Genomic DNA, 18388 nt, shown 5'->3' with positions numbered 1-18388 from the left:
CACACTTAAACGAACTTAAACGCAATAACCCCCCGGCAAAAGGTCCGGGGGTTATTAGCATGAAATAGCATATACAATTAGTAGCCGTTAAGCTTTCCGGTTAGCCCAAACCATTCAGCGAAGGCAGCCTGCAGACCGCTTGCGCCTAGCTGCTCTCGAATATCAGCTGCTGTACCTTCAAGCTCAATTTGCCCTCCTCTTAGCAAAGCAATACGATCTGCCAGAGCTTCGGCTACATGAAGCTGGTGCGTGGAGAAGATAACAGTCTGACCGCTCGCAGCCGTTTCTTTAACCATGCGCACAAATGATTCGATCCAGTAAGGATCAAGCCCATTCGTAGGCTCATCCATTAAAACAACGGGCGGCTTCGCCAGCAAAGCCTGCGCAAACAGTACGCGCTGTCGCATCCCTTTAGAAAAGCTGGAGACTGATTTTTTCCCCGTATCCTCAAGACCGACTTCTTGCAGCAGCTCCTTTACTCTGGTTTGTGGTATCCCTCGAAGCGCAGCCCAGAAGGAGAGCGTTTCGAAGGCTGTCAGCCCCTGACTAAAGCGAAAATCATCAGGCATATAGCCAATAAGGTCCGCATAACGCTTGCGGTTATTTTTCCACATCAACCCGTCAACCGTAATTCTGCCACTGTCAGGATGCGAAATGCCTGCAATCATTCTTAGAATCGTGCTCTTGCCCGCTCCGTTTCCGCCGCACAACGCTACTATTTGGCCTTCTTCTATTTGTAGATTAAGCCCTTCTATAATGACTTGCTTCTTGATCGTTTTTGTAATCCCTTCCAGCCTAACCATCGATTCAGCCACGCAAGCGCCTCCTCTCCCATACGAATTGTGCGGCTGCCATTACACTTCCTATCCATAACAGCGCAACTGCTGCAAAACTAAAGCTGCCGCCAGCCTGTCTGATCCATTTTATCCATTCGTAATATTCAGGACCGAGAATGGCTCCCCCTCCAAGCTTTACCACTGTAAATAGACGGGATAGCTCCGCTGGATTAAGAAAGGTAAGCAGCGTCACCATAGGCTTGATCATGGGATAAGGCATGAAGCCAAGCACTGCAATGAGCAGCGGAGGCCAGCCAATAATCGCAAAAAACCAAATCGCTACGGCGATGGTTAATGCCTGCCAGCGATTTTTTGCTAGCGTACCTATCAATAGAGCAATGGCCAGAAAAAATAAGGCCACACTGCTGGAAAAAGCCAGCAGCTGCAAGTAAGTAAGCAGTCCAAAACCGGAGCCAGCGGCAAACCCCAGAACGCCTGCCGTTCCGAAGCCTGTCGAAACGATAACAAGCAGCACAATCGCTAGCCCGACATATTTTCCAATGATAAAGGACCATGTGCTTACCGGGTAGACAGATAACAGCTCCCAGCTTCCGTCCTCCTTCTCGGCAGTCAAGGAGAAGGAGCCCAGCAGCAAAGACATTAATGGCAATAAGTATAAAATTAAATTAAGCGTAGTTCCTGTGATGCCTGAATAGCCTTGTACATAGCCCTGCGCATTGATTAGGAGCAGACACAGCATAAATAAAGCAAACAGTCCCATGAAGGAATAAGCCCACGGATTGCGAAACCCTAGCTTCACTTCCCTTATTGCAATGTGCGCAGTCTGGATCACGAGTCCTTCCCTTCTGTTCCATGTCCCATTTCCATCTCTTCTTTACTATCATCGGAGTGCATGCTTTCGTTGTGCATCTCCATATTTTCCATATCCATCATGTCGCGGTTAACTTCCCATTTATGATTCTTCAGATCAGCTGAGCTCAGCAATTCTCCCTTGCCTTGTTCCGTGATATACGCTTGTGCGGCAGCTTGACTCTCGAAGGCAATAACACCATAGGCCATAGGGGTCACATATTCAGCATCATAAGCATAATAGGCGGTCTCATATTTGAGCCAGTTTCCGCTATTATGGTCTCTGACAAACTCTGCCCCTACGGTCTCCGTTCCATTCTGAACCTTCCATTCATTCATACAGCCAATGTCATCAAATTTCAAGGATTGCCCATCTTTCGTAATGATTTGCGTCGCATAGGGGTCATCTTTTACCGCCATATTACAAATGACACATTTATCGGTTTCCTCATTAATCTCCTGCGGCTTATATTCCTTCGCCCCACAGGCACTCGTTAGCAGTACAATAACCATGACCAGCAGCATTGCGTTAAATGACTTCATTTTCATTTTCTTCTTACCCCCAGATAAATTAAATAAATAGATAGACAAAGCAGTAAGCCCCCTATAGTGGCTGAATGCTGCAAGGTGTGCTTGGAAATAACAAATCGAACATTTTCAGTCGGCTTCATTAAAGGAGAAGCATCTACTGCCCATTGCTCCCTTTGTGACTGGTAAAGCCCTTCAAGAAAGACCATTCCTGGAGATTGAAAGAAAAGCTGAAAGCCTGGCTTCGCTTTCACAAGGCTTTGGAAAAAAGGATTAATCGCGTAAGATATCTCGCTTTTCCCATCCCCGTCCAGATCAATGCCTTGAAAAGTATCCCAATAGTTTCCATCTAGTGTGTTATTGGCACTGTTTCTAGACGTGGCACTTGCCACATTGCCAATAAACTGATTTCCGCTCATGGTGTTGTTCTCGGCATCTAATAACTGAAGGCCAATAAAGTTTCCAACAATGCTATTGTTCGTAATACGGTTGTGTGTCGATTGCTCCACGTATAGTCCAACACGATTTCCTTCCACGTGATTGTCGAAAATCATTATCTCATGCGCGTCAAACAAAAGGATTCCCTGTGAGTTCACATTCTCGCTCTGCTTCGTGAATTGGTTGTTAGAAAGCTCAACCTTACGGGCTGCCATAACCATAGCTCCGGTAATATTCAACCTCCCTATGTTATTGCGTATAATCGTTCCCTTTGTATACATGCAGTGCACGCCATACCGCAGCCGTTCAAAATGATTTTCTTCAACCAAATTGTTGTCGCTGTTCTCCATATAGATGCCATCATGCATAGCTATGACGGTATTTCCATAAAACGTATTGCCGTTCGATTCATACAGATCCATTCCGTTGCCTTTGTCGGACAGCTTGAGCGGTCGATTGGAAACAACCCCTGCCCATACAATGCTCGAATTTCGCACCTCGCCATGATTAGCCTTCCTCATCTTAATGCCGAAGGAGCCCGTATGGATCTGCAGCTGATCCAATAACACTCCGTCTGCCTGAATTAGCACAGTAGGCTGCTTCTTAATCTGCTCATCGCGGATTGTGATTCTGGTTAACGCCACGTCATCAGCATTGATTTGGATGGCGGGTTTATCGGAATTATTGGTGATTGTAACCTCTTCCCCTGACCTCGCCTCCAATTGAAGGGGCTTATCAATGATTACGGGTCCCTCATATATGCCTTGCGCTAGAATAATCGTAGCGCCTGCCTGTGCTTCATTAATGAGGGACTGCAAATCTCTCGCTCGATCCTCCGCTTTTATGGAAGGTGTTAAGCAAATAAAGGACAAAACACCCAATAGAAACACCAATATCCATTTTTGAACGTTCTTCATTGAACCACAACCTGCTTCTTTTTCGTTAAATGAATATCCTCGGTATACAAATGCAAATAAACCTCGTAAGTTCCCGATTTTGAAAAGGTGTATACCCCGTCAAATGTGTTGCTCCCTCCTTTTTCAGCCTCTACTAACGCCTGGTTATCATCCACCCGAATTTCAAACGTCAATCCCGATGATTTGGAAAGCTCAGCTCCTGTAAACTCTGCTCTCAGCTTAATGGGAGTTCCTGCAGATGGGGCAGTTGGCTCCGTCGTCAAAGTTGCATCAAGGGCTGCCGGATCAATAGGAGTGGTAGCAGAGGCAGAACAACCTACCAGAAATGTACAAATTAAACCTACCACCGCTGTCACTTTCACTACTGTTCGCAATTTTTCACCTACCCGCCATAGTTTATTCATTTATTTTAACAAATGTAGGCATTTTTCCGTATGACTCAAAAGAGCCATATGGAAAATGTGAATTTCAAGTGGGAACGCAAGCAAAAAACAACTCAAACAGCCTTGAGTTGTTTTTTGCTATGACCGTAACCGTATTGAAAGTTGATTATCTATTCGATTTTTACCATACTCGCTTCTGTAACGGACAGTCTAATTCGTAAAGCTTGCGATATCGCAGATTTCCCCTCATAAGCTGCTCATGCGTGCCTCGCATGCTGATACTGCCTTGATCCATAAAAATCACTTCATCCATCTCTTCCATACCGCTCAGATGATGGGTGACCCAAACGACCGTTTTTCCATGCAGAACGCGGAATACGGTCCGCATAAGCTCGCGCTCATTCCTTGGATCAAGCCCAACAGTTGGTTCATCCAGAAGTACAATCGGATGGTTTTGCAGTAAGATACGTGCGAGCGCGATTCTTTGCTTTTCACCTCCTGAAAAACGAAGGCCTGTTTCTTCCATCCTTGTATTATACCCGTCTGGAAGAGACTCGATCAGCTTATTCAAACGCACCTGCTCGGTAACCATACGTACCTCCTCATCGCTAGCTTCCGGGCGTCCAAGTCTTATATTATTGGCAACCGAAGTATCAAACAGATACGGATTCTGATTTAATACGGAGAACGAATTCAAATTTCCGTCTTCGGCATTTACAGGAATACCGTTCACCTTAACGCTGCCCTCATCAGGCTGTAATTCTCCTTGAATCAGATTCAATAATGTCGATTTTCCGGAGCCACTGCGTCCTAGAATTGCGATTTTCCCTCCTTGAGGAAGCTGTAAAGAAATATCATGAACGGCCCATTCCCGTGAATGAGAATAACGAAAACTTACTCCCTGCAGGTCAAGTACTCCTTCTTCCGGCAATACACTTGAAAGCTGAGGAGCAGGGGAATATGTAAAAATGCGAGCATCCGTTGAATGTACATTTTCTATAGCCTGCAGACGCTTAAGTGAAGTCTGGTATTCCGGCAATTGAGCTACTGCCCCTGCTGCTCGTACCATGGCCTCTAGAAGCGGAAAGGCAATAAGTGCCAACGCGGCTATCCACGTCACATGAATCGTTCCTGCCTCTGCTAACCATCCTGCCCATAACGTCATAATAATGACCGCAACACCTATACCGCACTGGGAAATCCAATTTATCCGCCATTCGTTGCGCCGAAGCGAGTTCTCTATCTGCGAAGAGGATTCCTGCTTTTTGAAAAAGGCTTGCAGAAACGGCTGAATTCGGCCGCTAAGAATCCAGTCGGACATGCCAAACATTGCATCGGTCAGTTCCTGATAAGCTTCGCTACGGACTTGCTTTGCTCTGCGCCTTTGCCTCAGCGATGCCATCAAAGCCATGCAAGGTAATAGAAATAGCAAAAAGCCGCAATATAGTGCCATCATAAGTGCGAGCATACGATCCAGACGTCCCAATGCGGCTATTCCTGCAGCATAAATAAGGACGGAAGTTAAGGAAGGAAGCAGGAATTTTAGATAACCATTCTGAAGCTTTTCGATATCCTCCGCTAGCAGCCCTAGTAAATCTCCTGTGCGAAACCGGGTTTGGAGCTGCAGCGCCTGCGGCTCCAAGGCGCGATACAATCGAACACGCATGCGTGATAATACGCGAAGTGCCGCATCATGACCAGTCAGTCTCTCCACATATTGAATGATAGCTTTGCCAAAGCCAAAGGTGCGGACAAGAACAATCGGCACATACACCATCAAAATATTTTCAGGTCTTAATGCCGAGCGTGAGATCAGATAGCCCGAAGTGAACAGCAGTGCACCTGCACAGCAAAGTGCCAAAGCACCGAGTAAAAGTGCGGCTGTAAAGGTCCAAACATGCTGTCTCAGATAAGGCAGCAGCCATCCTTTTTGTTGATGGTCATCCCCCCTCATAGCCATTCGCCTCACCCTCTCCCAAGCCCTGTATCATCAAATTATAATAGACGCCTTGCTGCTCCATTAACTGCTCGTGTGTTCCGCTTTCTGCAAGGTTGCCTTGCTCCAGTACCAGAATAAATTCCATCTCTGGCATCCAGTGCAGACGGTGCGTTGCCATAAACACCTTTCTTTCTTTCAGAATAGTTAACATCATCTGCTTTAATTCGTATTCAGTCTCAATGTCAAGATGGGCTGTTGGCTCATCGAGCAAAATGACGGGACGGCTACTTAGAAGCGCACGAGCCAATGCAACACGTTGTGCCTGCCCCCCGCTTAGCACTCTTCCGCCCTCTCCAATTTTCGAATCGCTTCCCTGAAGCTGATCGACCAAGGAACGTAGTCCAACCGCGTCTATCACTCCCTCAACCTGTTCCCGTGTAGCATCAGGAGCATAGAAACGGACATTGTCAGTGAGCGATTGACTGAACAGGTGGGGATGCTGCGGAATGTAGGCCACTTGGCGTCGCCATTCTTCTCTGACACTTCCGCTCATCCGTACGTTGTTCACCCAAAAGTCACCGCCATCCGGTTCAATAAATCCGCTCAGCAAACCAAGAAGAGTCGTTTTTCCAGCCCCGCTGGCCCCAACAATGCCAATTCGGGTAACATTTTGCGGAAGCTGTATGGACACTTCCTTCAGCAGAAAAGTCCCCGCTTCGCCCGCAACCTGGATGCTGGAAAGCTCCATGGTCAGCTCTTCTTTTTGCTCTGCTAATATACAAGCAGGTTTGTCTTCCTGCTCTTGTTCGGGTTGTTTTTTGGAGCTAACAATAGAGCGGATCGTGCCCCAGGCTTCTTTTCCGTCGAGAGAAGCATGATAATCCGTACCTAGCAGCTTAATGGGTGTGAAATATTCGGGTGCGATCAAGAGCACGGCCAGCGCAACCTCGAGTCCGAGATTGCCATTTACCAAACGAATGCCCAAGCCTACTGCGACAAAAGCAACCGATAGCATACTGAAGAAATCAAGGGCAAAAGACGAAAGGAATGCCACACGAAGCGTCCGCATGGTCGACACCCTGTATTGATTGCTGACATTTCCAACCGTCTCGCTATGTGCTCTGCTCCGTTTCAGAAAGCGCAGCGTCAACAGGCCCCGCAAGGAATCTGTGAAATGATGCGACAGCATCCGGTGAGCACGCCATTGCTTGTCAGCCTGCTTCCTTGCCGCGAACCCGAGCAGAATGAAAAAACCGATAAGTATCGGAAGCGTACACATCAGAATAATTCCCGATATCATATCCAGCCTGTAAACCCACAGCAAAAGTAGAACCGTAACACAGAGCATATCAATCATACGGGAAATCGACAGTTCCAAATACGTACGAAAACGATCCACGCCATCCAACACCAGCGTTACCAGACGCCCACTCCCCTGCTTCGCTGCAAAGCTTGGACCATGCCCGAATATCGCCACAAGCAGTTGCTGCCGAATGACTTCAGCTGTTTTTTCCGCGAAGCCGCCGGAAAGCCTCCGCTGAAGCCAGACGAAAGTGTGGCGAGCCACGAAGCTTATTAAAAACAGGAGCAACGGCTGAGTTGCTTGATCTAGCGGCTTATTTTCAAATAACAAAGTAATAGCTTTCGCCAAAAAGGTGGCTTGACCTATAATGGCTGCTCCTTGAAGAAGGGAAAGCACAGTCAGCAGCAGCATATGCAGCTGGATTCCCTTTAACTGAAACCATGCCCTGTCCATTAGTATTCCAAATGCTCCTTCTCGCTGACACGTTTATGGAAGACAAAGTAGCTCCAGGCTTGGTAAGCCAGTACAAGGGGAAGGAGCGTAGCTGCCACAATCGTCATTGCTTTTAATGTATAAGCACTGGAAGCGGCGTTATAAAGCGTCAGATCAAACGCCGTATTAATCGAGCTGATCATGAACCGAGGGAAAAGTCCAACAAAAAACGATCCAAACGTCAGCAAAATCAACAGCCCCGTCATGCAGAAGGCCCAGCCTTCCCGTCTCCACTTCAGGAACAATCCGGCAAGCAGCACCGCAAGCACGCCTATCATGACAAATACCAGCAATAAGCCCCCACGGCGTTCAAATAAATCAGTGACGAAATAGGTCCATACCACAAGTACAGCTAACAAAACAGCTTGCACGGGTAAAAATTTAGCCGCCATATGGCGGGAACGCTCTCGCAGTTCTCCCATTGTCCGCAGGGAAATGAATGTAAGGCCATGCAGCAGACACAAACCGACAATCGTAATGCCTGCCCATAAGCTGTAGCCGTTCACAACGTCCGTGAATCCAGACCGCATCTCCATGTCCTCTCCAATTGGCATCCCCTTGATCAGCCCAGCAAACATAACACCGAACAACAGCGGAGGAACACTGCTTCCAAACAGAATGGCTACATCCCACGTCTTTCTCCACCACGAATGGTCCACCTTTCCACGAAACTCAAACGCGACTCCTCTAAAAATCAGTGCTATCAAAATAAGCGTAAACAGGACATAATAGCCACTGAACATCGTAGCATACCAATGCGGAAAAGCAGCAAACATAGCCCCGGCGGCCGTAATCAGCCATACCTCATTTGCATCCCAGAAGGGACCAATGGTGTTGATAAGCACTCTTTTTTGCATATCATTGCGACTCAACAGGCCTGTTGCCATACCAACGCCAAAGTCAAAGCCCTCTAGAAAGAAAAAACCTGTAAATAACACGGCAATCAACAAAAACCACAAATCACTGAGCGACATCGTCAGACCCCTTCCTTGAATTGATATGGATCCTGCAGGGCGATCTCAGGCTCATGGGTTGCATACGGCCCTTTGCGCGCTTCGCGAACAAACAGAAAAGCCAGGACGCCCAATAAAATCACATAAAGCACGGTAAATAAAATGAAGGAAAACAACACTTCCCCCGCACTCGTTGTCGTAGAGACGGAATCCTTCGTTTGGAGAAGTCCGAATACCGTCCATGGCTGACGCCCTACCTCGGTCATAATCCAGCCGGAGGTATTCGCGATAAACGGCAGAGCGATTGCAAACATCATCACGCGCATAAACAGCTTATTTGACTGTTCAAGCTTTTTGCGCACTGCAAGATAGGCTCCATAAAGTCCTAATAAAATCATGGCACTGCCGCAAGCGATCATAATGCGAAAGCTCCAGAAGGTTGTGCGTACAGGCGGAATATAATTTCCGGGTCCATACTCTGCCTCATAACGAGCTTGAAGCTCTTTAATCCCGATAACCGAGCCTGAAAATTGGTTGTAAGAGAGATAGCTGAGAAGGTAAGGCACTTTAAGCTCAAACGAATTCTCCTGCTTATCCGGATCAATGCCTGCAATAATGGTCCAAGGTGCGGGATCACTGCTCGTTTCCCATAAACCTTCGCTGGCAGCCATCTTCATAGGCTGTGTCTCCACCAAAAATTGAGCCTGACCATGGCCGAATAGTGCGATGGCTATGGACGATATAAAGGCGACGATGATACTTAAAGTAAAGGATGGCTTAAAGAACGCCATATCCTTTTTACGCAGCAGCTTCCATGCGCTGATCCCTGCAATCAGAAATGCGCCTGTTGCAAAGGCTGCAAACAGAGTATGCGGAAACTCCCAAAGCACTTGTTCGTTCGTTACAAGCGCCCAGAAATCGACCATTTCCGCTCGACCGTTATTCAAAGCAAATCCGACGGGACGCTGCATGAATGAGTTCGCCGTCAGAATCCAGAATGCAGATAACATCGTTCCAATCGATACCAGCCACATGCAGGCGAGATGGACTCCCTTCGATAAGCGATCCCAGCCGAATACCCATAGTCCGATAAAGGTAGATTCCAGAAAAAAAGCTAGAAGCGCTTCAATGGCTAGAGGAGTCCCAAACACATCCCCAACAAAGCGTGAAAAGTCAGACCAGTTCATCCCGAATTGAAATTCCTGCAAAATACCAGTAACGACGCCAACAGCAAAGTTGATCAACAGAAAATGCGCCCAAAATTTCGTCATCTTCTTGTACAATTCTTTTTTTGTAATGACGTACATCGTTTCCATGATAGCCACAAGCAAAGACAAACCTATGGATATGGGGACAAAGACAAAATGAAGGATCGTTGTTGTTGCAAACTGAAGGCGTGCTAATTCTACTACGTCCATCTAGGTGGTTACCTCTTTTCTGCATCTGCATGTTATGTACTGAAAAAAGTATGTGATTTTATTCACTCACTTTTCAGATAATCATCATTATAGATCATCATCGTTGTTTCTGTATGGCCCCATTGAGCGGGTACGTGTGACAATGCTGTCACGAAAAAGCGGCTACTTTGTGAAAAAAGGCACAATATTGACTATCGTGTGACATTTGGTCTTCACTGTTGTGAAAATAGCTCATACGAGTCATTAAGTTGCATCATGCTTTGCTTATATAATGAATGAGTACGAAGAAGGGAGAACGAGACATGCTGTATTGGTTTATTTTAGGAGGATTATTTTTAGGGGGCGGTGCTTACGTTATGCTCAACGGAGCGAAGCTTGTACAGGAGGACAATGAGCTGCAAGACAGCATCCATCCTCTTCCAGTCGTAAGCGATAAGGATAATCATGTATGACAACAAAAAAGCTTAGCCCCCTTCTTATCGCAGTCATTATTTTTGTGGCTGCCTTGATCGCTTATCTGTTTTATACGTTTCAAGACGGCACCAGCAAACTTCCTGTAATGAGAGAAGCTCCTGCTTTCACCCTTCAGGAGCTGGACGGCACAGCATTTAATCTAAGCGACAGTTTGGGAAAAGTGATGCTGATTGAATTCATGTTCACGAGCTGTCCCGATATTTGCCCAGCAACGACATATAATATGGTGCTGCTGCAGGATGAATTAAAAAAACAGGGAAGTTTTGGGGAGAATGTGCAATTCGCCGCCATTACCTTTGACCCTAATACGGATACACCTGAGGTTTTTGCAGCTTATGCCGAGCGGATGGGTATTGATCGGTCAGGCTGGAAGCTGCTGCGTGGGGAAGAGACCTATACGATTGAGAAAGCAAGAGAATATGGGATTGCGATTCAAAAGCTGAAAGATGATCAGTTCGTACATACGGTAACCTCCCTCATGCTGCTGGATGCCAATCATCAAATTCGCAAGGTCTATCGCATGGGTGAAGAAATGGACAACTCAGCTATTTTGAAAGACATTAACACTCTCCTGAAAGAAAAATAATCCGTTAGAATTACATTGGAAAACTTGATTAAGGCCCTATCCACCAGCCATTCCGACTTAGGATGGCTGGTTTTTATTCTCAAATAGTCTCATTCGATTTCATATTTTTCCAGACGGCACTCTCTCTCGTTCTTAAACTAGAAGAATAAGATTAATGTTATCCCTCTTCTTCTGCTTTTTGTATTGTTCAATAGTTCGTTACAATTTCATCGATTTTTAGCTATATCGAGTCATATTACTAAATGTTCGTATAGGGCATAATGATGCAAGATAGTCAGCTAGTCACGAAAGCATAAACACCAGTTTCAAGCAATTATTGAAGGAGTGAGCCATATGCTTATGAGTGCATCTCATCACTTACAGTTGTATTCTAATTTCTTTGTTACTGGGCTTTCATCATTCATCACTGCTGCCGTTCTACCTCTATACCTCGTATCGATTCAAAAATGGTTATAGGATGATTCATTCGATTAGCCCTCTTTTAATCTTTAATATAGTCGTGCTGATTCAACTAGTTGCTTAATGGAGGGTCGTTACATGAAACAAAAGAAAAGTGTCATTCTCATTATTAGTCAGGAAAAGCATACCCAAGCTCAATTGAAATCTTATTTTTTGAAAGAAGGTTATCATACAGACACATCGTATCATGTGAAAAATGCTTGGCTTAAATCCAATCGCAACCATTATGGTTTAATCATTATTGACCATGCGGAAACCGGTTTGAGTAATATTCAATTGTGCATCGCCGTCAGAAAAAGATTAAAAACCCCCATTATGTTAATTACAGAGAATGGCAAGGAAGATCAGCGTTTAGCTGGCTTTGAAGCAGGAGCCGATGATTGCATGGAAAAGCCATTTTCCTACAAAGAAATGGTATGGCGTACCAAAGCTATTCTTAGAAGAAGCACCATTCAAGCCCTAAATGCAACTAGCAGAGCGGATTATCCAACTATAAAGTTAAGTCGACTTACCATTAATCCATCTGCTCACCGTATTCTAGTAGATGGTACGGAAATCCACCTGTCTCTAAAAGAATTTGATCTACTCTATTATCTTGCTCTTCATGCGGATATCGTTCACACACGTTCTCATCTTCTTGGTATCGTGTGGAGACAGTCTGAAGTAAACGATTACCGAACGGTAGACACGCATATCAAACGTCTGCGCGAAAAGCTGACGCCCATTTCACCAGATGTAGGAGCCATGATCAAAACGGTACGAGGGGTGGGCTATATATTTAGCAAAGGCAAGCACAGTAATATGGAGGCGGAATAAGGAACAGAACAACAAACGGCCGCGCTGCATGATCACAGCGCGGCCGTTTGTATCTAAGCTTATGAATCCTTCTTTATGCTAAAATAACCGCCTTTACATTTTTTCTCTATGGATTCGGTATTCCCTTTATTTGAGCTCCGACAACCATTTGGAAACACTTTGAATGTCCTCTGCCGAAATGTTTTTTTCAAACTTTGGCATTTCATTTCTGCCGTTTGTAACAACGTCAACGATTTCCTCTTCCGTTAATCGACTTCCAATGTTCTGGAGACTCGGCCCTCTTCTACCTTGAAGATCAGTACCGTGGCAGGACATGCATTTCTTCTTGTATATCATTTCTGCATCGCCATTTTGGACACTCATTCCTTCAGTACTGTTATTATTCGTTGTATCGACAGCTCCTGAATTTCCACATGCCGATAATAACAACACACCTAGAAGGACGCCTATTACAGAACCGTACTTAAGCTTGCTAATCATATAACTCTCCCTCCTTCCTTCATTCCGTTCACATGCTATCATAACCAATCATCAGCTATTTAAAATGACTAATTATAGCTATTTGCACCATAGAATTATGAAAATTAAATAACAAATATGCTGATAAATAGCTCGATCAGGTCATAGAGAGTGATTTTCAAGCATGTTAAAATTAACGACGAAATGGTAGGAAACGGAGGGCTAACCAAATGAAAATAAACAAATACAAGCTTAGAATTGCTCTAAAATCCTCACACTTAGTCATGCTCTAAAGATCGGAGGGATTTTGATGACTTACTATTGATACATTTATGAAATATGTTGATTCATGTTTGGATTATCTCGACATCGTCAGGATGTACGATAAATTCATTAGATGTGCCAACCATGTCTTCCATCTTGTCTTTGATGAAGATCGATAGCACTGTAATGTATTAAAACTAAAGGTTTTCAAACCCCATTTCTCTTCACAAATTCACTCACCCATTGAACAAAAAGCTTGGCTCCAACAGTTAATCCTGGTCATTTCAATCACGAAACCAATGTCGTCCGTGTTGACTAATCAAACGGAAACTTAATGAAGCGTTCTCACTGCCTCGAACGTAAAAGGAACCAATTTGGCTTCGGCTGTACGGCCGTCACGGATTTTGCTTACTCAAAATCGTTTATTTAATAAATGTGTGGATCGGGTAACCGAGTGCAACTTCCGCTGCATCAAGCACGATCTCGCCAAGTGTAGGATGCGCATGGATCGTTAGCGCGATATCTTCAAGAGTTGCACCCATTTCGATTGCAAGCGCAAGCTCAGCAATCATATTGGAAGCTTCCAGACCGACGATGTGCGCACCCAATACAAGGCCGGAATCCGCATCTGATACGATTTTGACGAAGCCTTCATTAGCGTTAAGCGACATTGCGCGTGCGTTAATAGCGAACGGAAATTTGCCGACCTTCACGTTATGACCTTTGTCCTTCGCTTCCTTCTCACTCAAGCCTACGCTTGCGCATTCAGGATCGGAGAAGCAGACTGCTGGCACACATTTGTAATCAATAACGCTTGGTTGACCGGAAATTGCTTCAGCTACGACACGTCCTTCGTACATGGCTTTGTGCGCAAGCGCAGGTCCAGCAATGATATCGCCAATCGCATAAATATGTGGAATGTTTGTACGGCATTGCTCATCAACCTCAACGAGACCACGAGCGGTCATTTTAACGTTGATAAGGTCAAGACCAAGCTTGCCGTCGGTGTTTGGTCGACGTCCAACCGTTACGAGCAAGTAGTCTGCCGTTACTTTTTCTTCTTTGTCGTCAACTATATAGGTTACAGTTACGTCTTTATCCGTTTGTTCAGCACCTTTTGCTTGTGCGCCTGTAATGATATCAACGTTCGTGCTTTTCAGTTTCTTAGCGACGATGGATGACATATCTTTGTCAAAACCCGGTAAAATAGCGTCGGAGCCTTCGATTACCGTTATTTTTGTACCGAATTTCGAATACATCTGTCCTAGCTCGATACCGATATAACCGCCGCCTATAACGATGAGGCTCTTCGGAATTTCAGGCAAGGACAAAGCGCCTGTCGACGACACGATACGGCCACCGAAAGGGAAAGCCTTCAGCTCGATTGGGCGGGAACCTGTAGCAATGATGCAGTTACTGAAACGGTAACGCAGCGATTCCTGATCATTAAATACGCGCGCTTCATTTTCATTAATGAACATTACTTCGCCTTGTAAATATTGGACTTTGTTTGCTTTAAATAGGGAAGCAACGCCGCCTGTCAATTTCTTAACGATACCGTTCTTAAATTCTTGCACCTTGCTGAAATCAACCTTGGCTTCGCCTACTTCAATACCAAAAGCAGAAGCGTGGCTGAGCGATTCATATTGATGTGACGCGGAAATAAGCGCCTTCGATGGGATACAGCCTACGTTCAAGCAAACACCACCTACGTATTCTTTATCTACAACAAGTACGTTTTGTCCAAGCTGTGCAGCGCGAATAGCTGCTACATAACCGCCTGGGCCTGCACCAATGACTAGAGTGTCAATATCTAGGGAAACATCACCTACGACCATTTCTTATACCTCCATAATGAACAATTCCGGTTGACCCAGAAGTGTTTTGATGTATTCATAAAGTTTTGTGCCGTGGCGCCTAGAACGCTCATCCATAAACTATACGTATCCGTTAGGTGATATAGCCGTGGACCAGGGGAGACTCAAGCATACAAGAATGAACGTTCTAATAAAATAAAAAAATTACATTCCCCTCGTAATCAGAGGTGAATTCAAAGTTCTACTACCCCATAGGATAGAAAGAGCCTCATCGCTTTATCCAAAAATTCCTCGACATTCCATCTCCCTCCATCATCATTGTAGAACACTTTTTAGCTACTTCTTTTTGTGAACACAGAAGTGGTAAATTGCCACTGATCTTCGTTATTCAGACCAGTGACTTTTAAAATCATATTTTTACCCTTTCAACCTAAAATGCTCAGCGAAGTATGAATAATACCCGATAATTTCCCTTTATCGGTTGCTGTTTTTACCATCGTACGTAATCCTAACCAAACATTCATGAAGAAATGAGAAAGGGCTTCCGGGTCAAGATGAGCTTCAATTTCACCTGTTTGTTGACCAATAAGAATGAGATTATATAACAACTTCTCCATTTTTGAATAGCTATCTTCAACAAGGGAGGAAACTTCTGGATCTAACAAGCCCAGTTCCACACCCGAATTAACGATGAAACACCCTTGAGGTTCTCCTTCTTTCTCTAACGAGGACTCAAAAAATTGTCGAATTAATTCCTTAACCGGTTCTTGCTTCTCAACCAATAATCTCATTTTTTTGTTTTGAATAGCTTCGTATCGTTGGAGTGCCTTCATAAATAAAGCATGCTTATCCCCAAAAGTGTCATAAATGCTTCTTCTATGAATTCCCATAAAGTCGACTAATCCTTGCATCGAAGTTTTCTCGTACCCTTGCATCCAAAAGAGTTGTATCGCTTTATCTAATACTTCATTGACTTCAAATTCTTTATATCTTGCCATTTTCATCACCTCATGCATTCATTATACATTTAAGTGAATGATCAGCAAACTTAAGGGTAAAAGTGAATAAAATCAAGTTGGATTTGTCAATTTTACGTTATTGTTTCTCCCTCTTGTATAGTCATAAGAATCTTTCCTTGAGCTGTCCCTTTTGCGATTTTGGCAATAGCTTCGTTCACTTGCGTAAAAGCAAATGTCGAATCAATGGTTGGTTTGATGCCCGCTTCATCAATCCACTGGGTGATGTTTTTTAGTTGTTTGCCATTTGGCTGAACATATAAGAAATCATAAGATTTTCGTTGAAGATGTGCCGCTATATCAAACGGCATTCCGATCGCACCAAAAAGAAGTCTCTGCATCGTTGAAAATCCGCCATGCTGAATTGCAAAACGTGCATTTGGCACAGCATTCAATGACAATAATTTTCCGCCAGGTTTTAAAATACGTAATTCTTTCCTGAACTCACTTACACCACGGGTATCAATCACGTAATCGAAATCTTTCAGCACCTCAACATAATTTTGCTTCTGATAGTCGATGAATTGGTCAGCACCTATGGATAGCGCTAAATGCCGAGATGATTCACTACCACTGACAGCTACAAAAAGCTTTTTTGATCTCGCAAACGGAATGGCAATCTGTCCGAATCCGCCTGTTCCACCAGGAATAAACAGTTTTGCGCCAGGTTTTACGTTCAGTACATCGAATGCCTGAACAACGGTCAGAGCCGATAATGGAATAGCAGCCCCTTCTTCAAAAGTAAGATGTTTGGGCATTTTCACAACGATATTTGCATCAGCAACAACATATTCTGCAAAGGCACCCATTGTATCTAGTGGCATTAGCGCATATACTCTGTCGCCCTTTTTAAAGTCTGTCACCGCTTCGCCTACCGATTCAATCACACCTGAAAGTTCATTTCCGAGTGTCAATGGAAAATCATATTGATCAAAAATGCGCACCTTTCCAGTAATCGCTAATAAAAGATGTGGGTCAACGCCCGCCACATTTGTTTTAATTAACACTTGATGTTTGTTTATTCTTGGAATAGGCACATCGTTGATGTGAGCTTCTAGCTTTTTCGAGTAGCCGTATATTTGGACTGCTTTCATCATTTTCTCCTTAAAAATGAATAATCACCTTCCCTTTTGGTCGTCCATTTGCGACTAGTTTTAGCGCTTCATTTATGTTGCCTATGGTAAATAGTGTTGGATGAATCGGTGGAACAATGTTGTTTTTTTCAATGATTTTGGTAATCTCTTTGAGTTGTGCGCCGTCAGAACGAACGAAGATAAAGCGGTATTCCACGTTGTGTTTCTTGGCTTTATTGTCATACTTTGCACCAGCAACGGAAAATAGCTTTTGTTTCCACCATGGAAAGTTATTGTCTTCTGCGAAACGTTTATTGGGTCCTGTACGGAGAGAGAGCAATCTTCCGCCCGGTTTAATGATTTTTAATTCATTGTCAAATTCTTCGGCTCCCAAGGTATCCATCACATAATCGATATTCGACAACAAGTCAACATAGTTTTCTTTTGTGTAATCCAAATATTGGTCTGCACCAATTTCCAAAGTGCGTTCGCGCGCTTGTGCGTTGCCACTAACAATGACATTTAGACCCATTGCCTTTGCGATTGGGACAGCCATTTGACCAAAGCTACCCGATCCACCAGGAATGAACACAGATTTACCAGACTGTGCCTCAAGTTCTTCATGTAGACCTTGATATGCTGTGAGTCCAGTCAGTGCTGCAGCAGCGGCTTCCACGTAGGATAAGTTTTTTGGCATGGGGGAAATTGCGGCAGCATCAATTGCGGCATATTCCGCAAAAGCACCAATTTTTTTCAGAGGTAGACGTGTATAGATATCATCCCCTACATAAAAGCCTTTCACATTTTTCCCGACTTTTTCAATAACGCCTGCCAATTCATTACCAAGCGTTAATGGGAATTCATAATTTTGAACCAGCTTCACGCTACCTGTGATCACCAGCATTTCAAGTGGATTGACCGCTGCAGCTTTGACCTTTACCAAAACTTCGTTGTCAGAAATTTCTGGAATTGGAATTTCATTGACTTGGGCATGGATTTTTTTTGAGTACTTGGTGATCTGAGCTGCCTTCATGAGTGTGTTCATTTTAATCAGCATCCTTCCGTTCAGTTACCTTCATTGGGTTTCTTCACCTTATTATTTTCACTTTCTAAATACCTTAATCGAAATATCGTTTCATGAACGCTATCGCTAGCTTCGGGTGCAGATGGATCAAAACACAAAAACCAGTGCTTGACAAAAGATATGAATTTACACGAAAATCCACCTATTTCTATTGTTGTAAGACCTACCCACGACTCCAGAATCATCTGGACTTGACCGCTGTAGCTGGTGTTCCCGCACCCAATCAGTGGAACAGGCATTAAGTTTTACATCCGCCTATAACGTCCGAATGCAGTAAAAGCCTAGCAGTACAACGCAATCCATGCATCAAGCACTGATTTTTA

At 44.4% G+C, this 18388-nt stretch carries 17 protein-coding genes; 3 read left to right on the top strand and 14 right to left on the bottom strand.

The window, feature by feature from the left end; genetic code table 11:
* Positions 1-77 precede the first annotated feature (77 nt).
* The 9 genes from WH37_RS12730 to WH37_RS12690 form a co-directional block, all read right to left on the bottom strand.
* The gene (locus WH37_RS12730; RefSeq protein WP_046230959.1) at positions 78-815 is read right to left on the bottom strand and encodes an ABC transporter ATP-binding protein; all 738 of its coding nucleotides are present in this window, start codon (positions 813-815) and stop codon (positions 78-80) included.
* Complete coding sequence (locus WH37_RS12725) at positions 808-1629, bottom strand: ABC transporter permease (protein WP_082110775.1); 822 nt, start codon at positions 1627-1629, stop codon at positions 808-810. Before WH37_RS12725 ends, WH37_RS12730 begins: the two co-directional genes overlap by 8 nt.
* Positions 1626-2195 carry a nitrous oxide reductase accessory protein NosL gene (locus WH37_RS12720; protein WP_063838015.1) on the bottom strand — a complete coding sequence of 190 codons (570 nt, stop codon included), beginning with the start codon at positions 2193-2195 and terminating at the stop codon, positions 1626-1628. Before WH37_RS12720 ends, WH37_RS12725 begins: the two co-directional genes overlap by 4 nt.
* Positions 2192-3529, bottom strand: coding sequence for a right-handed parallel beta-helix repeat-containing protein (locus WH37_RS12715; protein WP_052736950.1), 1338 nt, complete (start codon positions 3527-3529; stop codon positions 2192-2194). The genes WH37_RS12720 and WH37_RS12715 overlap by 4 nt, the downstream gene beginning before the upstream one ends.
* Entirely contained in the window at positions 3526-3903 is a 378-nt protein-coding gene (locus WH37_RS12710) for a hypothetical protein (RefSeq protein ID WP_046230958.1), read from the bottom strand. The genes WH37_RS12715 and WH37_RS12710 overlap by 4 nt, the downstream gene beginning before the upstream one ends.
* Before the next feature lie 190 nt (positions 3904-4093).
* Positions 4094-5866, bottom strand: a complete 1773-nt coding sequence (gene cydC / locus WH37_RS12705; RefSeq protein ID WP_046231123.1) for a thiol reductant ABC exporter subunit CydC — start codon at positions 5864-5866, stop codon at positions 4094-4096.
* Positions 5853-7607, bottom strand: a complete 1755-nt coding sequence (cydD, locus tag WH37_RS12700) for a thiol reductant ABC exporter subunit CydD (RefSeq protein ID WP_046230957.1) — start codon at positions 7605-7607, stop codon at positions 5853-5855. The genes cydC and cydD overlap by 14 nt, the downstream gene beginning before the upstream one ends.
* Entirely contained in the window at positions 7607-8620 is a 1014-nt protein-coding gene (gene cydB / locus WH37_RS12695; protein WP_046230956.1) for a cytochrome d ubiquinol oxidase subunit II, read from the bottom strand. The genes cydD and cydB overlap by 1 nt, the downstream gene beginning before the upstream one ends.
* A 2-nt stretch (positions 8621-8622) precedes the next feature.
* A complete protein-coding gene (locus tag WH37_RS12690; protein WP_046230955.1) occupies positions 8623-10017 on the bottom strand; it encodes a cytochrome ubiquinol oxidase subunit I in 1395 nt (464 codons plus the stop codon).
* A 302-nt stretch (positions 10018-10319) separates the two neighbouring features.
* Between WH37_RS12690 and WH37_RS35535 the strand changes: the two genes are divergently transcribed.
* The 3 genes from WH37_RS35535 to WH37_RS12680 all read left to right on the top strand — a co-directional run bounded on the left by WH37_RS35535 (position 10320) and on the right by WH37_RS12680 (position 12352).
* Complete coding sequence (locus WH37_RS35535; protein WP_156182307.1) at positions 10320-10469, top strand: hypothetical protein; 150 nt, start codon at positions 10320-10322, stop codon at positions 10467-10469.
* The gene (locus WH37_RS12685; RefSeq protein ID WP_046230954.1) at positions 10466-11077 is read left to right on the top strand and encodes an SCO family protein; all 612 of its coding nucleotides are present in this window, start codon (positions 10466-10468) and stop codon (positions 11075-11077) included. Before WH37_RS35535 ends, WH37_RS12685 begins: the two co-directional genes overlap by 4 nt.
* Positions 11078-11614: 537 nt before the next feature.
* The gene (locus tag WH37_RS12680) at positions 11615-12352 is read left to right on the top strand and encodes a response regulator transcription factor (RefSeq protein ID WP_046230953.1); all 738 of its coding nucleotides are present in this window, start codon (positions 11615-11617) and stop codon (positions 12350-12352) included.
* Positions 12353-12478: 126 nt separating this feature from the next.
* Here the strand turns inward: WH37_RS12680 and WH37_RS12675 are convergent, their stop codons facing one another.
* From WH37_RS12675 to WH37_RS12655, 5 genes are all read right to left on the bottom strand, one after another.
* Positions 12479-12832 (bottom strand): c-type cytochrome, encoded by a 354-nt coding sequence (locus WH37_RS12675; protein WP_046230952.1) that lies wholly within the window; start codon positions 12830-12832, stop codon positions 12479-12481.
* Positions 12833-13497: 665 nt separating this feature from the next.
* A complete protein-coding gene (lpdA, locus tag WH37_RS12670; protein WP_046230951.1) occupies positions 13498-14913 on the bottom strand; it encodes a dihydrolipoyl dehydrogenase in 1416 nt (471 codons plus the stop codon).
* Positions 14914-15317: 404 nt separating this feature from the next.
* Positions 15318-15890 (bottom strand): TetR/AcrR family transcriptional regulator, encoded by a 573-nt coding sequence (locus tag WH37_RS12665; protein WP_046230950.1) that lies wholly within the window; start codon positions 15888-15890, stop codon positions 15318-15320.
* Positions 15891-15982: 92 nt separating this feature from the next.
* On the bottom strand, positions 15983-17005 hold the full coding sequence (locus WH37_RS12660) for an NADP-dependent oxidoreductase (RefSeq protein ID WP_231594216.1): 1023 nt from the start codon (positions 17003-17005) through the stop codon (positions 15983-15985).
* A gap of 7 nt (positions 17006-17012) precedes the next feature.
* Positions 17013-18026 carry an NADP-dependent oxidoreductase gene (locus WH37_RS12655; protein WP_046230948.1) on the bottom strand — a complete coding sequence of 338 codons (1014 nt, stop codon included), beginning with the start codon at positions 18024-18026 and terminating at the stop codon, positions 17013-17015.
* Positions 18027-18388: the final 362 nt, after the last annotated feature.

Source organism: Paenibacillus algorifonticola (genome assembly GCF_000971975.1).
In the GTDB taxonomy this organism is placed as follows: domain Bacteria; phylum Bacillota; class Bacilli; order Paenibacillales; family Paenibacillaceae; genus Pristimantibacillus; species Pristimantibacillus algorifonticola.
Note: the sequence above shows the minus strand (reverse complement) of the source record. Positions and strands in the feature narration are given on the sequence as shown.

Coding starts and splice junctions, on each gene's coding strand:
- WH37_RS12665 (WP_046230950.1), bottom strand. CDS start 15,890: ATGGCAAGATATAAAGAATTTGAAGTCAATGAAGTATTAGATAAAGCG.
- lpdA (WP_046230951.1), bottom strand. CDS start 14,913: ATGGTCGTAGGTGATGTTTCCCTAGATATTGACACTCTAGTCATTGGT.
- cydB (WP_046230956.1), bottom strand. CDS start 8,620: ATGTCGCTCAGTGATTTGTGGTTTTTGTTGATTGCCGTGTTATTTACA.
- WH37_RS12715 (WP_052736950.1), bottom strand. CDS start 3,529: ATGAAGAACGTTCAAAAATGGATATTGGTGTTTCTATTGGGTGTTTTG.
- WH37_RS12720 (WP_063838015.1), bottom strand. CDS start 2,195: ATGAAAATGAAGTCATTTAACGCAATGCTGCTGGTCATGGTTATTGTA.
- WH37_RS35535 (WP_156182307.1), top strand. CDS start 10,320: ATGCTGTATTGGTTTATTTTAGGAGGATTATTTTTAGGGGGCGGTGCT.
- WH37_RS12655 (WP_046230948.1), bottom strand. CDS start 18,026: ATGAACACACTCATGAAGGCAGCTCAGATCACCAAGTACTCAAAAAAA.
- WH37_RS12680 (WP_046230953.1), top strand. CDS start 11,615: ATGAAACAAAAGAAAAGTGTCATTCTCATTATTAGTCAGGAAAAGCAT.
- cydC (WP_046231123.1), bottom strand. CDS start 5,866: ATGAGGGGGGATGACCATCAACAAAAAGGATGGCTGCTGCCTTATCTG.
- WH37_RS12660 (WP_231594216.1), bottom strand. CDS start 17,005: ATGATGAAAGCAGTCCAAATATACGGCTACTCGAAAAAGCTAGAAGCT.
- WH37_RS12685 (WP_046230954.1), top strand. CDS start 10,466: ATGACAACAAAAAAGCTTAGCCCCCTTCTTATCGCAGTCATTATTTTT.
- WH37_RS12690 (WP_046230955.1), bottom strand. CDS start 10,017: ATGGACGTAGTAGAATTAGCACGCCTTCAGTTTGCAACAACAACGATC.
- cydD (WP_046230957.1), bottom strand. CDS start 7,607: ATGGACAGGGCATGGTTTCAGTTAAAGGGAATCCAGCTGCATATGCTG.
- WH37_RS12675 (WP_046230952.1), bottom strand. CDS start 12,832: ATGATTAGCAAGCTTAAGTACGGTTCTGTAATAGGCGTCCTTCTAGGT.